The sequence below is a fragment of the Thermophagus sp. OGC60D27 genome (assembly GCF_052400625.1).
Taxonomy (GTDB): Bacteria; Bacteroidota; Bacteroidia; order Bacteroidales; family Marinilabiliaceae; genus Thermophagus.
The window spans coordinates 13,820-35,077 of record NZ_JBQTGH010000021.1 but is presented as its reverse complement, the minus strand read 5'-3'; the positions used below and the strand labels follow the sequence as shown (position 1 = coordinate 35,077).

Below are 21,258 nucleotides of genomic sequence, written 5' to 3'. Positions count from 1 at the left end.
ATAGCTTCGCCGGGTCTCCGTCATCTTTTTCACTATTAATTAGAAGATTTCCATCCGGATATTTATAGTAATTTTTCCATAATCGTTTTAATTCTCCCTGCATTAGATGTGCTTTCTCGGGCGTTAGCATATTTATGCTGCTGTGCGGACGGCGAGTGTTATATATTCGGATGACTTCTGATATTTTCTTCCTTGCTTCATCTATTGTTCTAAATTGTATATCATTTAACCAGCCATCTTTTAATATGCCGTTTATTCGCTCTGCTATAGCATTATCCAGTGGATCCCCACTTTCTGTCATGCTGATTTGAAATTTTTTCTTTTTCAATATTTTTACATATTCTTCACTGCAATACTGAACGCCTCTGTCGGAATGGTGACATACCCCCTTTTTACCTTTGGGTAGCTGCCTTAAGGCCATTTTTAAGGCTTTTACTGAATGTTTGGCTTCCAGTGTATCACCTAAGGCCCATCCAATTATTTTTCGTGAGTAGCCATCTGTTATTAAGCTTAAATAGGCAAAATCTCCGCCTATCCGTATATACGTTATATCTGAAACCCATAATTGATGCGCCGCTACCGGACAGAACCCTTTTATCAAATTGGGATACTTCCTTAACCAGTGGTTACTGTCGGTCGTTGTTGCTCTCAATCGTCTCCTTTTTACTAATAGTTTATGGGCTCGTAAAACATCGAAAAATTTATCCCTGCCAGGAACTAAATGGGGGGGCAATTTTCCCTTTATTAGCTCTAACAGAACCCGTCCCCCTACACGTGGCATAAATTGCCGCTCTTGGGCTACCATTTGCAGCAATATCTCTTCTTGCAACATATTTTTGTATACATATTTACTGCGTTGATAATAGGCCTGTCTACTCTTGCCAAACAGGCGACACCAGGTGTCTATCCCCGGACGGCCTTTTATTTCCCGGGGTAAATCATCCTGATGCAGGGAGGCTACTGTTTGGCTCCAGACTTTTTTCTTATCGGAATTTTCATATCATTTTCCGCGATATCTATCAGCCTATTTAACGCTATAACACGTAACTTCTCGTATTCCAGTTGTTTCTCCAGTTCCTTTACCCGGGCTTCAAGAGCCTTCTCTTGAGGACTTTGTGCTTTTTCTTTGGCCATAATTTCAAGGATTTTTACTTCTTGTTTTGTCGGTTTCGAGACCCCAAATTTACGAATCCAATTGTCTAAACAACTATGGCCCTTTATCCCATATTTTTCCATTATCTCTCGCCGACTCTTGTTCGTGAATAAATATTTCTGAACAGCTGAATGTTTTAATTCGTCCGAATAAGGGTTTACTTTCCTCTTCATTGTACTTGTTTTTGTTTACTTTCTCTGTAAACCTTTTTCAGGACATGACAGTATCTTTATTCACATCCATTCCGCAACCACGTTCAACAACTAGTTCGAATTCTGTAACTTCTTTTTTCATGGCTCTTAGCTTTTTTATGTATTGTTTTGTTATACTAAGCTAAGGGCCTTTTTCTATCCCCCCAAATTACATGTCCTTTTGTCGCCAATCCGCTATAATTAATATTCCCGGCGATGAGGGTTTCATTCGTATATAATTTATTTAAGTCATTGGTCGAATGGAACTCGCATGGCTGAATGAAATTTATACATGCTCTTTTGTGACAAAAGTCGCCATGCTCGTTTCATTCCTATAAAAAGATGTTAATGCTCAACTCCCCTATATTATCAGAAAAACGAAATGTTCAGTTCCCAAAAGGGCCTGAACATTTTGTTTATTGAAATCTGGTCTCAGATTAAAAAGTACCGTCCGCCACTATTTTTACATATCCTTTTTCCGAATTCCCCATAATATAGACTCCTGCAGGCAAGCCTGAAGTAGAATTTTTTCTTTTAACCCCGTTTCGGAGCTTTTGTCCCGTAACAGAATATACATCCACAATATCATCAGGTTTGATCTTTTCATAAATCACTTCCTGAATGGAAGTATTGTATTCATCGGAGTTTGACAAAAACACATCATCAATAAAAACAGGACTACCACCCAAAGACCAAAAACCGACAATATAAATATGCGATGGATCAACAGCTACCATTTGACCATCCACCTCTTTTTCCATTCGGTTAAGGTCTATAATTAATTCTGCTTCATTTTCAACATCATGGGTATATGGAGAAGACCAATAGCTATTCTCATCAAAAATACGGAAGGAGGCTCCATTTTCCGGAACTTCCTTTAACCTGACAACCAAATACTTATATCCGGACAAATCCAATCCGTTATCGTATTGCCAGCCACCGAAACCATACTGTCCTGTAATTAATTCGCCAGTTGTTTCGTCAAAAGTTCCGTTTTCCCATATAGAGGGATTAAATAGTTCATTGGTTAACGGAAAAGTGCTAACCACCACATTAAATTCAATGGTTTGTTGATTTCCTACTCTGTCCTGGTAAGTCGCGGTAATATGACTCTCGCCGTTTTCGCCGGCAACAATTTGCCCGTTTACGATATTGACCACATCCGGATTACTGTTCGAATAAGTAGCTTCTGTAGAAACATTTTCCGTATGCCCGTCCTGAAACAGGGCGGTAATTCTCAATGTCTTGCTGGTTCCCGTTAGCAATTGCATCTCAGTGTTCTCCACAGAGAGGCTTTCGATTGTTAGCTGATCTTCGGTGAATCCGGAAAAATTGTCATCGTAGAACATCTCCTCGGTAAAAAATACCTCTGTAGTAAACCAATCAATATCAACGTATCCACCTGTAGTCACAGTTGCATAATTAAAGATGCAAAACTTATTTCCTGTAAAAACGGACAGATCAAAGACCATATCCAATTCCTGTCCAAAACGGGTGTAGGTTTCATTATCAGTGCTGTAATAAAAACGGGCCTTACTGGTGCCATAATTGGCTACAGCACGCAGGTAAACAACTGTATCTTCCAATGCAATACCGGTTTCTACATTGCCATCGCTTTCTGCAATTAGTTTTCGCTCTCCCTCTGTCACGGTTACCCCAATAAATGCATAGGGATCCTGAAAAACACCCATCCCGGCCACATCTCCTTCTTTCATATTGGCAACATGCATCTTAATGGTACCATACGAATCAACTCCTTCCGAATGATATCCAAATATCCTCTGCGTAAGTGTATTTCTTGCCTCGGGAAGTTCTGAAACCACATTAACTGTGTTTAAACGTAAAAAGCCCGGACGGTCAAACAAAGACCACTCAGAGTTATCCGGATTGTGATTCCAGCCCCATTGCAATCCAGGTTTGTAATCCCTGAAATTGTCGTTAGTTGGCAAAACTTTTACAGCAAATTCACACCCGACATCAGGCTTTCGATAAGTGGTAACGCCTTTTCCGTCTTCACCGATCTCCGGCCAGTTATCCACCCATGTAACCGGCTGCAGGTTGGGGAAACGACCGTAAGCACCTTTATCATAAAACAATATAGTCCACCATTCCCCGGTTTGCGTTTCTATCAAAGCCCCCTGATGGATATTGTCATCATCCAGAAGCAGTTTCTCTTCGTAGGATCCGAATATATCAGTTGATCTGAAAGCAACCTGTGAAGCCGGCCATCCGCCATAAGTTGCATAAATGTAATAATACCCGTCTATTTTGTACATGTGACAACCTTCAAGTCCTTCATCGGGTCTTTCAATCACCGTCCGGTCCGCTCCCACTGCTTCAAAATTTTCATCCAGTTCGGTTATCTTGATGGTATTAATGCCATGAACCACATAAGTTTTACCATCATCGTCGAAAAACAGTCCGGGATCGTAGTAACTACGCGAAAGCTGCTCCAACGTCCACGGGCCTTCGGGATTGGTGGCTGTTAGCAGAAACACGCCCTCATCCAGCGTATTAAACATGATGTAAAACTTACCGTCATTATATCTTAAACTTGATGCCCATTGTCCTCGAGCATACCGGTTTTCTCCGTTCAACAGGTTATAGGCATCACTAGATTCTATCATTTCCAGGGGATTGCTGCAATACTCCCAGTTAACGAGATCATAACTTTTCAGCAAGGTAGCACCCGGAAAGATATGCATGGTGGTACTTACCATATAATAAACATCATCCACGCGTATAACATCCGGATCAGGAAAATCGGCATGTATCAAAGGATTGGTATATGTTCCGTCACCATTATCACTATGGGACTGACATTCAAACTCAGGACGAGGATAGTTTTCGTTGGCATAATCCTGAAACCAATGATAAACAGGCCAGGGACATGCTTCCGGGTCATTCAGGAATGTATAGGGTTCGCCATCAGCAGGGGCTTCATTGGTAAAATCTGCAAGCAAGTGCGGACTGGTAAAAAGCAACCAGCTAACATTGCCTGAATCATCCATTATTTTCTTGAAATTTGCTCCAAATCCATCTCCTCCGGCGGTTCCTGTGATTCCGGTTCCCCAGGATACATCCTCATATTTCCCGGGTGCCCAGTCCATTTCCGTTATCATAATTGGTGCAAAGTCAGAAACCGGCTTTACATTTGCATCCCACTCTCTTTTAAATACATCATAGCCATCAGCACTTCCAAACCAACCCGGATAAATATGAACGGCATAGCCGATATTCTCCCCCTCAATGGGATTTACTGCATAACCTTTATATTGAGACTGGTATCCCGAACCGGGAACCCATAAAACATTATGGAACCCATTTTCACGAATTTTATCTACAACAGGCTGGAAAATGTCTTTCAATACATCGAAATGAGCCTGGCTATTGCTTCCAACACTTCCGTCAGCTAACTTAATTCTCACGGGTTCATTGGCAAGTTCAAACATCACCTCATCCATTGCTTTAATCTTTGGATGAGACGAAACAATATTCCATACATTAAGTAAATACTCAGCATAGTTGTATTCATCGTTAACCCCTATTACTTCAGGACAAACACCAGGAGGGCGCATAACTACATACAACCCTTTAGAGATAGCATACTCGGCCATGGGGACAAAAACCTCATCAAGATATTTTCTGAATCGGGTTTCACTAAAACAATTTGGCAGTTCATGACCATCAGGCGTACAACCAGGTTCATTCGACCAGTAAGGATCCATGTGTAAACGGATAAAATTCATCTTCCAACCCTTATCCAAAATATCATCAATGAGTCCCTGGTTGTATGTCAGGCATCCTTCCACATCATAATTATCCCAGTATTGTCCGCGTTCGTTAAACCAGGGACTGTATGTTTGAGCAAAACCATGAAGATTAACGGTGTTGCCATGGGTGTCTTTTAAATATCTGCCTTCCACATGCAAACGGGGTGTGGGCATACCTTCCCACGCGAAAACCATATCAACAGATAAAAAAAACACAAAACTTAAGAGTAGTAAAAATCTGGCATTCATAGTTCAATTTTTTAGTTGCCTATAGCCTCTGGTACAGTACCACATTTATTCAATAATTATTAGTTGTCTTTTTATCAACCATTAGTTTTCACTTTTCAGCTTCCTGCTATTCTCAGCTATCTCCTTACGCTTTTGATTCAGATATTTTTTCACCATTACAACGATTTCCTTAAATTCAGGATCATTAACAACATTGATATTCTCATCGTAATCGAATTTATGATCATAAAGCATTTGACCAACAACCTGATCATCAACGATCCATTCGGTATAGAAGCAAGCAACAAAAGAATAAAGAAACTCCCCCCGGAAAGAACCGGGAGGAGATGCTAGAAAAAAAATCAAAAATTACTCAGTCCCAACAAATTCTTCGCCTACAAGTCCTTCAGCAAATCCGACATAGGTATGTTTACGATAATCAAAGTTCTCGGTCCATAAACCTATAGGTTCTCCACCTCTCCAAGATGAAGATGATGGAGGATCTGCAGGGCTCCAATGTGCAATGCCATATCGCTGGTTTGCTGGAATAATTTCAAAATACTTTCGAATGATGAAATTATAAAACTCAGCCATTGCCATATGTTGTTCTTGAGTCACACCATCATCTATCATTACAGCATCGCCGTTCTCATCCACCAGCCCCATATCCAGCTCGGTGATTTTCACCAATTTGCCGGTTTCTGCCAACAACTCATACATTTGTACAATATGCTCTTCCTTGCTGGCTTGTGTTTCCGGATTCATATGGTATGAAACATGCATTTGCGTACCAATGCCATCAATGATAGTCTCACCATCGGACTCCCATTGTTCAATCCAGTGGATCAAGCTTTTCAGCTTTTGGTTGTCGTCCCAGTCAGATTCCAAGTTGTAATCGTTGACAAATAATTTCATATCACCCGGACCATATTCGCGTGCCAGTTTCACAGCTATACGTACATAGTTATCTCCAAGATAGTCCTGCCAGTAGAAATTATTTTCAGGATCACCAGTGTCAGCCGATTGAAGATCATAAAAACCGTCACCATCGTTATCTTCACCTGAAATCGGTTCATTAACTACATCCCATGACTTAACATAACCGTTGGTGGCTTCCATCATTCCGGCAATCCATTTGTCCAATGCATACGTTAAAGTATCAGCCTTCTCTTCATCTGTTAAGGAAATCTTATTTCCTGATTCTTCGATTTCAAAATAAATATCATCGAAATAATAGGTGTTAGCTTCTTCAAAAACAGCGAGGTTAAAAGCGATGGTGCTCATTCCATCCTGTTCCGCCAGAATTTCACCGGAATTACTATATTCCTGCCACTCAGTCGTAAAGTTCGGACTTCCCACCATAGACCAGTGGAGGTATTGTCCTGGCTGTGCATGTGCCTGAGATTCGGACGGGGCAGGCTTTTCAGCACGAATCTTCATACTGAAGCGGTATTTCTCACCCTCTGAAAACTCATAAGGAACCGTAATAAAGAACTGGGAGTCCCATGGATTTGACGGATTATCACCAGTCTGTACCACAATGGCTCTGCCAACACCGTCGGCACCCGTACCGGGCGCACCGATAGTGGCATCGTTGGGTCCAACGGTAGATTCAGTAGCCTTGAAACTCGACAAATCATCACTTTCCACATCACTGTTGGTAACCAGATTGGTCCACCAAGTAGCAGGCCCTGCTGCAACCGGTGCAACTTCAAATGTATAAGCATGCCAACTAGGTTTTTCCCAGCCTGTTAGTACCTCATTGTCAAAAGCACCGTTTTCAATCATATTTTCCTCGGACCCGGCTGCTGTAAGTTCCATGTCATCAAAGTAGAGATCACCTGCAAAAGTTCCGAAACAGAACTGTAAAGTGGTTGCATTCATTGAAGGAGTAAATGTAATCGAAACATCGCTCCAGCTATCTCCCACAGAAAAATCGGGACCATAATCAGTAATCGAACCATCATATCTCCAGAACGCAACAGTATAATTTTCAGATGCTTTCGCGCGCATTTTTAATGTGTATTCCACCCCTTGAGTTAAGAGGGTGGGTAAAACATAATTTAGTTGCCAGTCCCAAATATTAGCATTAGCGTCCGAGGTGCTAATGTGCAACGCATTATTGGCATCATTGGGATCAATTTCAACTTCCTGATCTGCAATAATACTCTCAAGATATACCTTATTCTGTTGTGCATGCCAAACAAGAGTGTGTCCATAAATCTCAGTATTTGCTTCTTTGGCTGCACCCACAAATTGAACCACTTGGGCAAAATCCATGGAACCGTCATCTTGGACAACAGATCCGTACTTCATTGCATTACCAGCGGTTATCTCATCGAAGTTAGAATTCATAACTCGATACTCAAGTCCTAGTTCACTATATTTACTTGCAGTTACTCCGGCTCCAAGCTTAAAATCCGGATTTGCGCTTCTGTCAACATAGGTTTTTAGGGCATCATAGTCATTCAGGTATTCCACCTGTTGAATAGACTCAGGCTTCTGCACATCATATTCAAGGCCTGTATCATCAACACAAGAACTTGCCAGCACCAACAACATGATACTCACACCTAAAGCATTAATTTTATGTCTCATATCCATATTTTTTAGCAAATTAATTCTTTAATACAGGGGTAAACCATTCTGCCTTTACACCTCTGTCTCGAACTACCAGAGTATCAACCGTACTATACGAAACTTCTTGAAGATGATCCGGCTGACCTGAGACTGGATATCTGATCTCCACTTCGTAACTGACGTCATAGTCCAAATACAAAGCATCTCTATCCTTATTGCCCCAACTGTTTTTATCACCGTCCTTAACAAACTCACCCGTACCAGAAGCTGAACCGTTTAGAACTCTAACGGTGTCGTTCACCTGATAAGTTGTTTCAAATGGTGAAACGGAAACATTTTCTTCATCATCAAAGGACAGATTCAACTTAAAATTCAAATCATGTCCATCCTTGCTGACATAATCCATTGGAAACTGAACAGCATTTAATGAAAGTGTGCTCAAATTCACTACTTCATCTTTCTCAACATATTCATTATGCCTAACCTTTGTTTCAGTTACACCATCCTTTGTTATCTCATCAACTCCTCTTCGCAGATAGTTAGCATCATAAGGATTGATATATTTCACCGCATAGAGAATATAGTCTTTGGGCTGAACATCCCAACCAGATGAAACGCCCCGTTTGGGATTTTCCACAAGTGGTTTTCCTGAAAGGATTGTGTCAGCATTGGTCACACTGGTCATCCTTACCGGAATCACATAATTGGCTTCAAGTGATTTCGGGTCATTGAAGAACGCTTCAGTCAACTGAACCGTTACTCCACCCAATACGCTACCTTTCTCAATAATTATTTTATCAGAAGAGAGAGAATAGTATTCGGAAGGCATCGGCAGGACATCCTCTCCTGTTTCTTCAAAAACAAGATTTTCGCAAAGAGATTCATCCACACTAATGCCTATTTCCACATTCTTATTATTCTCGTAAACCCCTCCCATAGTTGCCATTATCTGGCATTTATACTGATTGTCCAGAGATGTATCAAATATATCTTCGCCAAGAACAATAGTACGAACAGGGCTCTGATAAGCAAAATATACGGTAGTATATTCATAATCGGGAAATTCCCACTCTCCATTTTCACAGGAAGTTAACAACCATGCAACGAAAGTTGTCAATAGCGTTATATATAATATTCTTTTCATGTCAATTCTTTTAATAATTGAAATACGTTTTACCATCCTTCATTTTGAAGCAGTTGATCGAATTTATTTACCTCTCCATTAGGAATGGGGCCGTAATACATATAATCCTTGTAATCACGTTTTTCAACCTGTGGCAGAATGTTGTATTCCCCACCAGAGATTTGCATTCCTTTTGCAGGCTCGGTGATATCCTTCTTCCAGCGACGAAGATCCCAGAAGCGAAATCCTTCGAAACAAAGCTCCAGACGTCTTTCATTATGGATTAATTCACGCATCATATCTTTGTCGTTTCTTGCTGATTCCAAATAGTCGTCGGTAGAATTGACTCCGATTCCTGCCCGTTGACGGATCGCTTTAATCACATCATAAGCCGAATAACCGTTTGGACCTGTACCGTTGGGGCCCCATGCCTCGTTGGCTGCTTCAGCGTATCCCAAAAATAGTTCAGTATATCTGATAAACGCCTTATAGTGGTAAGATGAGACTTCATTATCAGGGTTTGCATTTACTGACTGGTTCAAATGTTTCTTCATGTAGTAACCTGTTCGGGTAGATGTCTCCGTCTTGTTGAGGGCGTTGTTGTCATCTCCGTCAGCTGCCGTAATAATTTCCGTGTTATTCGGACCTGCTTCACTACCATTATAAATGATATACAGAGCAAGTCGCGGATCTCTGTTGGCATAGGGATTGTCTGGATCAAACCCACTGCCGGGGTCGGTGATAGGTAACCCGTTGTCCATTGGGAAAGCATCTACCAAATTTTGTGTAGGATTCAAGCGTCCGTTCCCATACAAGGTTGGAGGATAATGATCCTGTTCAAGCGACAGATTTTCTTCCTTGTTTCCACGCCAAAGTATCTCTTTAGGATTTTCACCTGCCGGTAAGTTCTGAATTGCCTGAGCATCAGCATACCATTTATGTCCATTCGGGTCAATTTCTGCAATTGGGTTTGCTCCAAGTCCGCTCAAAGCTTCAGCCATCCTATTGGCAGCCTCTTCCCATGTTACATTGGATCCATCACTATATGCGGGGCTTGCAGCAAGTAGAGCAGCCTGAGCCCTTACAGCCCTGGCAATCCGTGCATTCATGCGATTTTTAGCATTGTCTCCAAAAACACGGGTATACTGACCGGCATCCACCCCCAAAGCTTTATATTTTTCAGGGACCAGATTGTCACTGCTAATTGCTCCATATTCCTCTGGCAAAAGTCGGATTGCAGAATCCACATCTGCATAAAGCTGATCTATACATTCCTGGAACGTATTGCGCGGTACATTGAATTCGGAGTTCAGATCTTCCGGCTCAGTAACAATCGGGATACCCAGTAACTCACCATTTTCTGCCCATCCTGCATGATTGAGCAATAAATGGTACATATAAAGTGCCCGCATACCATATGCGTCTCCTTTAAAACGGTCTCTGAACATTTGGGCAACAAGCTGATCATCTGCCCAATCTACTTCATCAGCAATATCTATAAATTGATTCAGGTATTGCCATGAAGCACGCAGATACTGCCATCTGTCCATGGGGTTGTTGGTTGCGGTCCATGATCCGGTAGCCATTAAACGATAACCATTGTTAGGATCATTTGAAACGGCATCATCGGTAGCTACATCATTAAAAGACCAGGATCCGACAGGATTACTAATGTATGCATGCCCCAACAGGCCAACTGCCCAAGCAGGCATATTATATAAGTCATCGTGGTCTTTGTGGTTTTCAATAGCAGGCTCAAATGTGTCCTCACATCCTGTATGGACAAATAAGAGCGTAAAAACCATTACAATGATTGATATTATATTTCTATTCTTCATAATTGAATAATTTTTAACGTATGATGTCATTAAAATGTACCTTTCACGCCGATATTAAAAAAGCGTGTCTGTGGCGCACTTCCTACATTTAATTCATGGTGTTTACGCTCTTTGGAGATAGTCAGCAAATCGTAACCGCTCACATAAAAGCTGACACCATTGATAAAAGATCCCTGCAAGGCTGTTTCAGGAAGGTCGTATGTTAACTGAACCTGCGATAAATTCAGTCTGTCTGCATCATACATCCAAAAATCTGAGTTACGGAAATTGTTTGCTCCGCTGGTAGTGGTTAGACGAGGATAAGTAGCTGTGGTCTTTGTCTCTTCTGTCCACCGGTTACGAACAATCTCTGAATACTTGTCGTCTCCACTCACCCAATAGTAGGAACTGTTTTTCATACCTTTACCTCCAAAAAAACCGTCGGCCATGGCAAAAAGAGTAAAGTTACGCCACTTAGCAGTAAAGTTTAATCCTAAACGCAAGGGTGTATCCCAGCGTCCCAGATAAACTTCGTCTTTTTCATCAATAACTCCATCTCCGTTCTGATCCTTGTATTTAATATCTCCAGGCCTGGTATCCCCAAACTGCTGCTCTGGAGAATTATTGATATCATCCTGATCATTGAAGAAGCCAAGATTTTCCAGTCCCCATAAAGAATTCAAAGGACGACCAATTCTGGATCGGTAATCATACTCATAATTTTCATCACGTTGAGCTGCTTCCGTCTCATAATACATTCCACTTACTCCCAGTGTGAGATCCACTTCACTGACTTCCTTATTCATATAAACACTAAAGTCAAAACCTTTACGATCGTCTATATTGTAATTTATAAGTGGAATAATAGAAGATGTGGGATACCCAACCTGTGTAAAGTAAATGGGATATTCTGAATAAACCCTTGCAAGCGCGCCATCCATTTTCCCGATAAAATAATTAAAGTCGAATGTGAGCAATTGATTCCAAAGTGCTCCACGCAGGCCCAGGTTCAGCTCCTTCCTTTTTACAAAAGTCATATCGGGGTTATTTCCACGTTGAAACTCGGTGGCAGCTTCACCTCCCAAATCGGCCCAGGAATACCATCCTCCACGTTGCAGAACAGTTTTGTAGAGATAATATTCATTGTCCTCATTATCAGAATCCACTATATCCATATCCTGGCTTATAATACCACCGGAAACGGTTAGCATCAGATCATCAAAAACGTTGTTTTGAAAGAAATCTTCTTTTACGGGACGCCAGCCAATTGTCAGAGTTGGCGAGAAGCCAAGTCTGTTATCCTCCGGCAATTTTGCAGAATAGGGAAGAGCGGCACTAAAATCCAGATAATATTTATGCTGAAAGTTATAGGATGCCTGTACCCCAAGGTTCACGTTTGTAATCCGGTGATACCTCCCACTCTCTTGTCTTTGCCATATATTACCCACAACCATACCAAAAACATTGTGGTCACTGTTAAAAGTGCGGCTGTAATCAAATTGAGTCGATACATTGTATGTGTAGCGATAAGCCGAATTACTGATATTCTCACTTGTGCCTTTTTTATCATCTCCAAATTGCTCTACACTGGAGATCAAGTCTTTACCTGCATAATTTGTCCAGGTCGGTGCAAAAGTAGCATACTCATTAGAATATCCCTGGTTGTAAGTCGCGGCATAATCAATTCCATATTTTGCACGCATGTGCAACCCTTCAAGCAAAGATTTTAAATCTAAATCAAAACGGGTATTGAACTGAAACTGACGACTTACAAATTTACTATCACCACCGGCATAAGAATCTGCAACAGGGTTGGTACGATCCTGCTGGGTAGCACCCAGGAAATATTGCCCGTCAATAATATGATTACTGGTATTGATTGTATTCCAGGAAGGAATATCATTTTCCTCAAGATAATCAATTGGAATCAACGGTGCCACACGGTGGGGGCGCAGGGTTTCAGCATTAGACCACCAGTCACCATCGGCAGTGTAAGAATCATAAAAAGTTACATTTGCATCTGCCTGTACATCAAGAAATTCTGCTACTTTAATATCAACGTTTCCGCGCACAAAGAAACGACTCACATAGTTGTCCGAACTTTTTCCAACATCAAGTAGTGAGTTTTCCCGGTAGTAACCGGTAGTGGTATAATACTTCACTCCCTCATTGCCACCGGTGATCTCTGCAATAGCTTCCGACCTGTTATAGTAGTCGCGAAGATATTCCGATGAGTACATATCCAAATCCGGATAGCGATAAGGATTGTTACCAATAGAGGTCCAGTAGATATCCTCAATGCTATGGATGGGATCGTTTCCGTCATTCACGCTTGCTTCATTATGAAGGCTCATATACTCAGCTGCTCCAAGATACTCCGGATAAGCTTTAGGAATATGAATTCCTGTATTGGCACGAATCTGTATTTTAGGTTTGCCTATTTCTCCCCTCTTGGTAGTAATTTTAATCACACCTTTAGAGGCACGACTGCCATATAAAACAACAGCAGCAGGTCCTTTCAGAACACTGATTTGTTCAATTTCTGAGGGCAAAACATTGTTGGCATCACGCACCATCCCGTCAATGACAACCAAATATTCGTCCATTCCCCAGATATTACCATTCACACCACCAATCAGATTTTCTACAAAGTCCAAGCTATAGGTGGTATATGCTTTTTCTGTCATCTCTTCCACATCAATGACAGAAATACCTCCCAACATATCCTTTTTGTCCATGGACCGAAATGCGACCTCTACTTTATTTTGTAAAGTATCGTTTTCCATTGTCAGTTCATCTGTGTCTCCCAACTGGGCAGAGGCCTGTAGTCCATTGAAAAGAAAAACGAGACCCATTGCGAGACCAATATATATATATTTCATTTTAGTCTTTTTTAAATTATCAATTTATTACCAACCAGGATTTTGGTGAAATTCCGGGTACATGCTGACATCCTCGGTTTTAATTGGAAGCCAGTAATGCTTATTGGTAAGATTACGAGTTGTTATGACCTCTTCATCCCAATTCATGACAGCATTCTCTTTAGGATCCGCATCAGTATCAAGTGGCTCTGCCCGGTCAAACTCTTGTCGGGTCTTAATATTATAGGGATACTCAGTCAGCAGAAGCCACCGCCGAAGATCATTGAACCGATGTCCTTCAAATGCAAGTTCCACAGCCCGTTCACGTCTTAATTCACTCATAAACCCTTCTAAAGAAGAAGTATATTTATCGGCCACCGGATCCACACCTGCGCGTTCACGAATCCGGTTTAATGCCTCCACAGCATTCTTCGAAAAATTGGATGCTTTTCCTTGTGGCGATTGATAACCCTGAGCTGCAGCTTCGGCATACATCAAATAGACATCTGCCAAGCGTAACCATGATAAATGTAAATGTGCCGAGTAACTATATCCGTAAGTATTATCCCAGATATTCGCCCCAAGTGGAATAAACTTGTAGTTCAAGTATCCTGTACGACTCGTTGTACGAGGATCATTCACATAGTTCCCTCCTGTATGAAGATTGGCATACCTCCACTGTTCATCCTCAGGATTGGTAATAGTACCTGAAACAACTTTTACTCCGTCATAGATGATATCATTGTAAAAGCGTGGGTCTCTATCTTTCCAAGGGTGTGTTTCATCGAACCCGGAATCTTCATCATCAAGTGGCATACCATTTGCCATTCCGTAATAGTTTACATAGTTCGCGGCAGGTGCCAGAACGATACCGTCACCATTAGCCATTGGTGAGGGCTGATAAGAGTTCATCTGTCTCCAGTATGAATCCGGACCATAGGTTGGGCTTCTTATAATTGCTTCGGTACCACCTGGCATCAGCCAGTTTTGTTGCATGGTATAAAATAATGACGAGTAGTCTTCAAAATCAACCAGCGCATATTGTGTCTGGCCATTTTCCACCATGCTCAGCACCTGTCCAAAAGCATCAGCAGCTTTTTTGCACATTTCTGCATCATAGGTACGCGGACCATTAATGCCGTTAGTCATCAGGGGACTACCTGCATAGAGATAGGTTTTTCCAAGCATGGCGAGTGCCCATATTTTATTAGCACGCAGTTCATTGTTGTTTAATGTATTAGCCCCAACCGTGGTATTGTCCCAATCAACCGGCAAAAGATCAGCAGCTCTCTGAAAATCAGCAGCCATCTTTTCTGCATTTTCTCTGTATGACTCGCGAGGCAGCGTAAGGGGCTCATCACTTGGAAGTACAGTTTCGATGTAGGGAAGACCTCCCCAATACTGTGTGAGCTGGAAATAAAACCAGCCACGCAAAAAGTATAATTGTCCCTCAATGAGATCTCTTTCTTCCTGAGTCGCATCGATCAACTTACCTTCAGCGATGGCCTGAAGTCCCATATTGGCTACACGTATGCCGTACCAGGACCCCCCCCAAATAGCTTTTTGAAATCTGTCACCTTCGGGGCTCCAGTTACGATCCAGGAAACAATCACCTTTACCAATATAGTCGCGATAATTTCCGCCATCAATACTGAATCCCATCAAATACTCACCATTACCTATGGTTATTACCTCGTCTTCACCCCAGTTGAAAGAGCTGACCCAGTAGTGTTTTGCCAGGTCTGGTGTAATGTGGTACATTCTTTCAACAAACCCCTGAAAGTTTCTAAAATTCTTGTAGGCATCATCCGATGATATCACCGATTCAGGAGCCCTGTCCAAATAGTCTTCGCATGCAACAACACTGAAAAAAAGTAATGTTGCTATTGCGTATAGATAATATTTAAATTTTGTCTTCATTGTTTATGTGATTATAATGAAATTCTCACTCCAAAATTAAAACGTTTTTGCGTCGGATACGCTGTATTACCACCTGTATTGGACTCGCGGTCATCAGGCATATCTGTCCATAAAAACAGGTTGTTTCCATTTGCAAACACTTTCAGTCTGGTCAGTCCTACACTTTTTAACCATGGTTGTTTATCGAAAGTATAGGACAGTTCAGCATATTTAAGGCGTAGATATGAGCCGTCAAACAAGTAGCGGGTAGCAGCTGTGTACCCGCTGGGTATGGTTCCCCATCTTGGAAGGGGTACATCTGCGTCGGTATTGTCTTTTGACCAATAGCTCCCTTCCTCAAAAGCAGTATTTTTAATTCCGCCTAAACTTTGAAGACCAACATAGCGTGTTACGTTATTTACTCCATAAAACTGTACAAAGCAACTCCATCCTTTAAAATCAACTCCAAACTGGCTGTTAACAGTATTCTCAGGCACACCGGTAAATCCATATGGAATCTGGTCAAATGAAGAAATAACCCCGTCGGCATCATAATCGAGTATAATATAATTTCCCGGTATACGGTTTTCATCATATTCATCATGCGCGGTAGAGCCATAAAGCTCATCCCAGTTATTGTAATAACCGTAATCAACATGAGCAGTGGTCTGGCCGATCGGCTTACCGGCATCCTTTTGGTAATCCGGCATCAACTCTGGATCATCAGCTTCAATTATTTTGCTGTTAGCATGGGTGTAAACCGCATTTCCCCACAAACGTAAGTCGGGATTAATTACTTTGTTCCATCGAAGTTCCACCTCATATCCACTTGTTTCCACTTCTCCCAGGTTGGCAGTCGGTGCGGTCGTTCCATAGTAGGAAGGTACGGCTCGATCGCCTCCCCTCAGGAGAATATCTGATCTCTTTTCGCTAAAATAGTCTACGGTACCTGAGATTACCCCATTGAACAGTGCAAATTCAGCAGCAATGTCCATTTTAGTAGCCACCTCCCAATGGACGTTGGGATTTCCAACCTGCGATTGATAGTACCATTCATAGGGGCTATCAGCAGGGTCAACACCGGTTAGTGCCTGATTTAAAGCACCTCCATTTTCCCAAGTGTCCATATAGAGCCACCTTCCGTCAACATTGTCGTCCCCGATTTGTCCGTAAGACCCCCTGAACTTAAGCATGTCGAGCCAATTCAGATTGAGGTTTTTGATCAGCGGTTCTTCGGAGAACATCCATCCAAGTGCACCGGATTGGAAGAAGCCAAACCTGTATTCAGGAGAAAACTTAGCGGAGCCGTTGTAAGCTCCATTATACTCCAGCATATAGCGCTGGGCATAGTCATACGTGGTACGGAAAACCCAGTTTTCACGGAAATAGGGCAACTCACTTCCGGTAGCAAATTCCTCACGGCCAAAGTCTCCCATAACACCTAAGTTATGATGCCCAAAGCTGTTGTTATAATTTAACTGAAAGGAATAGTCTAATCTACGGTATGTGGCACCATTATCAACTGATCCGGCAGTGGTGGTCCAAGCAATATTATTCTGGTAATCAAATTTATTGTTTCCGTCCACGGTAACATCGGTATATTCTTTTCCTGTTTCCGGATCGATCCATTTATGGGGGTTGTCTTCCCAGTCATCGCGATCGTTAATACCTCGGTTTATTTCCGTAAAACTATTGTCAAAAACAAGTTTGCCATGCACACTAAGTCCATCAAGCAGGAATCCAAGATCCTGTTTTAGCGTAAAGTCAGTATTGAGACGATCATTGGTGGTATAGCCAACACCGTTCACACTAAGATCTTCCACCGAGTTTGTGGTTGCCTGTGACGGGTTGGGATGGTAGTAACCAAACGTTCCGTCACTGTATTTGGGTCTAAACATATCAGGAGCAATACCGTAGAAGGCAGCCCAAACAAGGTTTTCATATTCAAAAAAGTTTGTTTCCTTAGTCACGGCATGTGATCCCGAAAGATTTACACTCAATGTAGTAGATTTCGTAAGTGAGAAATCCAAATTGCTTCTGACATTCACGCGATTATAGCCAAAACCGGTATCGTATCCGCGGTTATTATCAAAACTTTTGTAAATATCTCCTTCATGTGTATAATCCAGACTAGTAAAGTATTTCACGAAAGGGGAACCACCAGATACATTGACATTACCGTTGTAGGATGTGGCCACATCTTTCAACATCGTATCAACCCAATCCACATTAGGATAACGTTCAAACTCTTCCAGGTTGGCTGGCCATCGGTATTTATCAATGATATTCTGAGGTTTGTAGTTTACCCACTGTGCAGGAGCATAACCGAGTTCGTTTTCAATAACCCGGTTACGTAACATCAGAGCATCGTAAGAATCCATCAGCTCCGGCAACTTGGAATAAGTTTTCAGGGTGGTGCTCAGGTTAACATTCACGTTGGCTTTCCCCTCTTTCCCACGTTTGGTAGTAATCAGAATAACCCCGTTTGCTCCCCGTACACCGTAAACAGCAGTGGCAGAAGCATCTTTCAATACCGAAATGTTTTCCACTGAGTTGATGTCAATGCCACTCATTGGTCGTTCCACACCATCAACCAAAATCAGTGGTTCACTGTTATTCCAAGTGCTCACGCCACGAATGACGATGTCAGGATCCTCTTCACCCGGTTTTCCCGAAGTGGTCATGGTAACTACACCAGGAAGGTTACCTGTGAGTGCCTGCCCCAGACTGGTTACACCACCAGTGCGCTCGAGAGTTTTGCTGTCTGTCTGTACAATTGAACCTACAACGCTCTTCTTTTTCTGCTGTCCATAGCCAACAACCACAATATCATCTAACTCGACGGACTCAGGTTCAAGCATTACTGTTACATTAGTTTGTGAACTAACGTCAACCTCCAGGGTCTTCATCCCTATAAATGAAACAACAATCACGTTTTCATCTTCAGGAATGTCAAATGAAAACCTTCCATCCATATCGGTTACAGTCCCGTAAGTGGTACTTCCCTTAACAACCACTGTAGCACCGGGCACAGGCTCACGGTTTTCGTCAAGAACGACCCCGCTAACCGATTTCATGTTCTGCGAGTAAACAGCAAAACTCAAACAAAACATTATCAGTAACAAAACGCCCTTCGGGTTGAAGCTCAACCTTATTAAAGACCAGCGATTTGCCTGATATACATTCTTATCAATTTTTTTCATTGCAATTTTGGTTTATTTTCATTTACAATTCTAATTTGTTATCAGGATAATAAATGTATCCAGTTGCTAAGTAACTTTTTTCAAATCCGATGTCGTCAAAAAAGGAATGACGAGAGTTACAATTATTTTTCATAGCCTTTTCTTTTTAGGTTTAACATTAAAATCTTCATAATACCTTGATTCTTAATTATTTTTTGTGGCATACATCCCTATTGTTGTTCCGGTAAATCCCCACGAATTGTCAGTAGATAAATAGTGTGCATCCACATCACCAATGAACAGTTCCGGTTCATTATCGCCCAATGAAAAAATAGAAATCCCATAACTTTCCCCTGGAATGTATTTTAAAAGTTATGGGGTTATCTTCACTATTAATTAAGGAAGCAGCCAGTACTTCTGTGTCTTCTCCTGATATTTTCTCAAGTGCGACTCTCTCTTTTTTACCATTTTTGCTGATTGACAGGAAATATTGATGCGCCTCATCTTTGAAAAGCAAAAGTCCGGCAGCATCATTGTCGTTCCCGGGATTAAAAAACAGTTTTGTGGAGCATTCAAACTTGTGGTGCTGGATCCGGCGAGAAACAAACGCAGGGGTTTTTCTTTCGGTAGTTTTTACGTCACTAAATTCGAGGGATAAAAATCCCAGATTTTCGGTAAGAGAATAAAGTTCATCAGCCGGGTTTCTTAATGTCATCCATTCGTATCCAAGATTAGCAGAGTTAAAATTATCTTTCATTTCAAAATTTCCAAAAGTGATGCTGTCTTTTCTCTCCATTCCCTTTTTCCTGACAATCATGGGAATTAATTCATTCCCTTGCGTCATGTAAGGGAAGCCATCATCAATCCATCTGAACGGCATCATAAATGTTTCACGCCCAAGGTTTTCAAATTCACCATCGATAGGGCGGCAAGCCCAAAAAACAGGCCACCACTTTCCGTTCTTATCTTCAATAATATCGGCATGACCTTCACTGGAGACAGGCATCCTCCTATTAGGGTCCAGATGTCTTTTTGTTAAAATGGGATTATCTTCCCATGGCTTAAACTTACCCATTGGAGAATCTCCTTTAAAAATAACCTCCCTATGATCTACGGAAGTACTCCCTTCAGCACAGATCAAAAAATATTTTCCGTTTATTTTGTAAAGGTGCGGGCCTTCAATCCAAACAGGTTTTTCTTCAATATTGACACCACCATTGACTAACATCTTACTTTCTCCTATGGTTTCTTCCTTCGCCACATCAAATTCATGTATTCTGATGGCACGATGACCTTCGTATAAAACATCTCCATCAGGAGCATCATTGAACACGATGTAAGCTTTCCCGTCATTATCAAAAAAGAAGGATGGATCAATTCCTTTAACTTCAGGCAACCAAACAGGATCTGACCATTCACCAAAAGGATCTCTTGTTTTGACAAAGAAGTTACCTTTCCTGATATTGGTAGTAATCATATAATAAGTTTCATTGTAAGAATTGTAACTAATCGCAGGTGCAAATATCCCCTCACTTACACGCTGACCATCTAAATCAAGTTGTGACTTTCGATCCAAAATATGTCCGGCTTGTCTCCAGTTAACCATATCCTTGCTATATAAAAGAGGCACACCCGGAAAGTATGAAAATGAAGAAGTGACCAAAAAATAATATTCCCCATCCGTACAAATGCTCGGATCGGAATACCAACCAGAAAGGATTGGGTTATAAAAATAATCCTCGCGGGGAAGAGGAATGTTCGTATAAAAGTTGTCTTGGCCTTTGTAGTTGAAATAATCGAAATTAGCAGCTGCTTTATCAGAAATAATTACTTTCGTTACCTCACAGTCAGTATCCGCAATATTGCATGCCCCAATAACTATAAACAACCCGCCAATAATGGCAGCCTTCATTAAAACAATTAATGTTTGTTGTATCATTTGCACCCCTTATTAAATAGAATTGTCAATTTGCAAACATGAATTTGCAAAATTTCATCAGCTTTAACATTTCAACACATTTCACAACAAAAGTAAATGAGACTTTTTTTAAGGTATTTTAATTTTAGATATACAAATTTAAATTTCAGACATTTTTTGCCTGCATGCTAAAATACTGATTCTAATCAGTGCTAAATGAAAAAAACAAAAATATAGGTGTTGGATATACACTTTTTAATTTCAGATATGAATTCCTAATTTCAGACACACAGGAAACAAGAATACTTCACAAATCAAACTATACCAATCACTTGGATAAAAACATAGAAACTGAGGATATAATTAAATCAACCCTATTATCACTGGAAAGATTTGTTAATTTCTGAAAACGAAGATTGGAAAAAAGTGACTTTTAAGGGTAGACGGATGTATTGCCCATTTAATATCGTGTATAAAACTGGCAAAAATTTCTACAATATGTAAACTTCTGAAAAAGCTAATTGCTTACTCTG

The 21,258-nt window shown here is 41.2% G+C and carries 12 protein-coding genes; all 12 read right to left on the bottom strand.

Annotation, left to right across the window (positions count from 1 at the left end):
* The coding region (locus ACT29H_RS16260; RefSeq protein ID WP_444822712.1) for an IS3 family transposase at positions 1-889 on the bottom strand (889 nt) is incomplete at its 3' end.
* A 68-nt stretch (positions 890-957) separates the two neighbouring features.
* Positions 958-1,326: a transposase gene (locus ACT29H_RS16255; protein WP_444822710.1), complete on the bottom strand. Its 369-nt coding sequence runs from the start codon at positions 1,324-1,326 to the stop codon at positions 958-960.
* 455 nt (positions 1,327-1,781) lie between these two features.
* Positions 1,782-5,366 (bottom strand): family 43 glycosylhydrolase, encoded by a 3,585-nt coding sequence (locus tag ACT29H_RS16250; protein WP_444822709.1) that lies wholly within the window; start codon positions 5,364-5,366, stop codon positions 1,782-1,784.
* Between the two features lie 81 nt (positions 5,367-5,447).
* Positions 5,448-5,711, bottom strand: coding sequence for a hypothetical protein (locus tag ACT29H_RS16245; RefSeq protein WP_444822708.1), 264 nt, complete (start codon positions 5,709-5,711; stop codon positions 5,448-5,450).
* Between the two features lie 3 nt (positions 5,712-5,714).
* Positions 5,715-7,943: an endo-1,4-beta-xylanase gene (locus ACT29H_RS16240; protein WP_444822707.1), complete on the bottom strand. Its 2,229-nt coding sequence runs from the start codon at positions 7,941-7,943 to the stop codon at positions 5,715-5,717.
* A gap of 19 nt (positions 7,944-7,962) precedes the next feature.
* Positions 7,963-9,069, bottom strand: a complete 1,107-nt coding sequence (locus tag ACT29H_RS16235; RefSeq protein ID WP_444822706.1) for a DUF5627 domain-containing protein — start codon at positions 9,067-9,069, stop codon at positions 7,963-7,965.
* A gap of 29 nt (positions 9,070-9,098) precedes the next feature.
* Positions 9,099-10,886 (bottom strand): RagB/SusD family nutrient uptake outer membrane protein, encoded by a 1,788-nt coding sequence (locus ACT29H_RS16230; protein ID WP_444822705.1) that lies wholly within the window; start codon positions 10,884-10,886, stop codon positions 9,099-9,101.
* A 29-nt stretch (positions 10,887-10,915) separates the two neighbouring features.
* Entirely contained in the window at positions 10,916-13,747 is a 2,832-nt protein-coding gene (locus ACT29H_RS16225; protein WP_444822704.1) for a SusC/RagA family TonB-linked outer membrane protein, read from the bottom strand.
* A 27-nt stretch (positions 13,748-13,774) separates the two neighbouring features.
* Positions 13,775-15,646, bottom strand: coding sequence for a RagB/SusD family nutrient uptake outer membrane protein (locus ACT29H_RS16220; protein WP_444822703.1), 1,872 nt, complete (start codon positions 15,644-15,646; stop codon positions 13,775-13,777).
* 11 nt (positions 15,647-15,657) lie between these two features.
* Positions 15,658-18,828 (bottom strand): SusC/RagA family TonB-linked outer membrane protein, encoded by a 3,171-nt coding sequence (locus tag ACT29H_RS16215; protein WP_444822702.1) that lies wholly within the window; start codon positions 18,826-18,828, stop codon positions 15,658-15,660.
* 183 nt (positions 18,829-19,011) lie between these two features.
* Complete coding sequence (locus ACT29H_RS16210) at positions 19,012-19,095, bottom strand: hypothetical protein (protein WP_444822711.1); 84 nt, start codon at positions 19,093-19,095, stop codon at positions 19,012-19,014.
* A gap of 25 nt (positions 19,096-19,120) precedes the next feature.
* On the bottom strand, positions 19,121-20,746 hold the full coding sequence (locus ACT29H_RS16205) for a glycoside hydrolase family 43 protein (protein WP_444822701.1): 1,626 nt from the start codon (positions 20,744-20,746) through the stop codon (positions 19,121-19,123).
* Between the last annotated feature and the right edge of the window lie 512 nt (positions 20,747-21,258).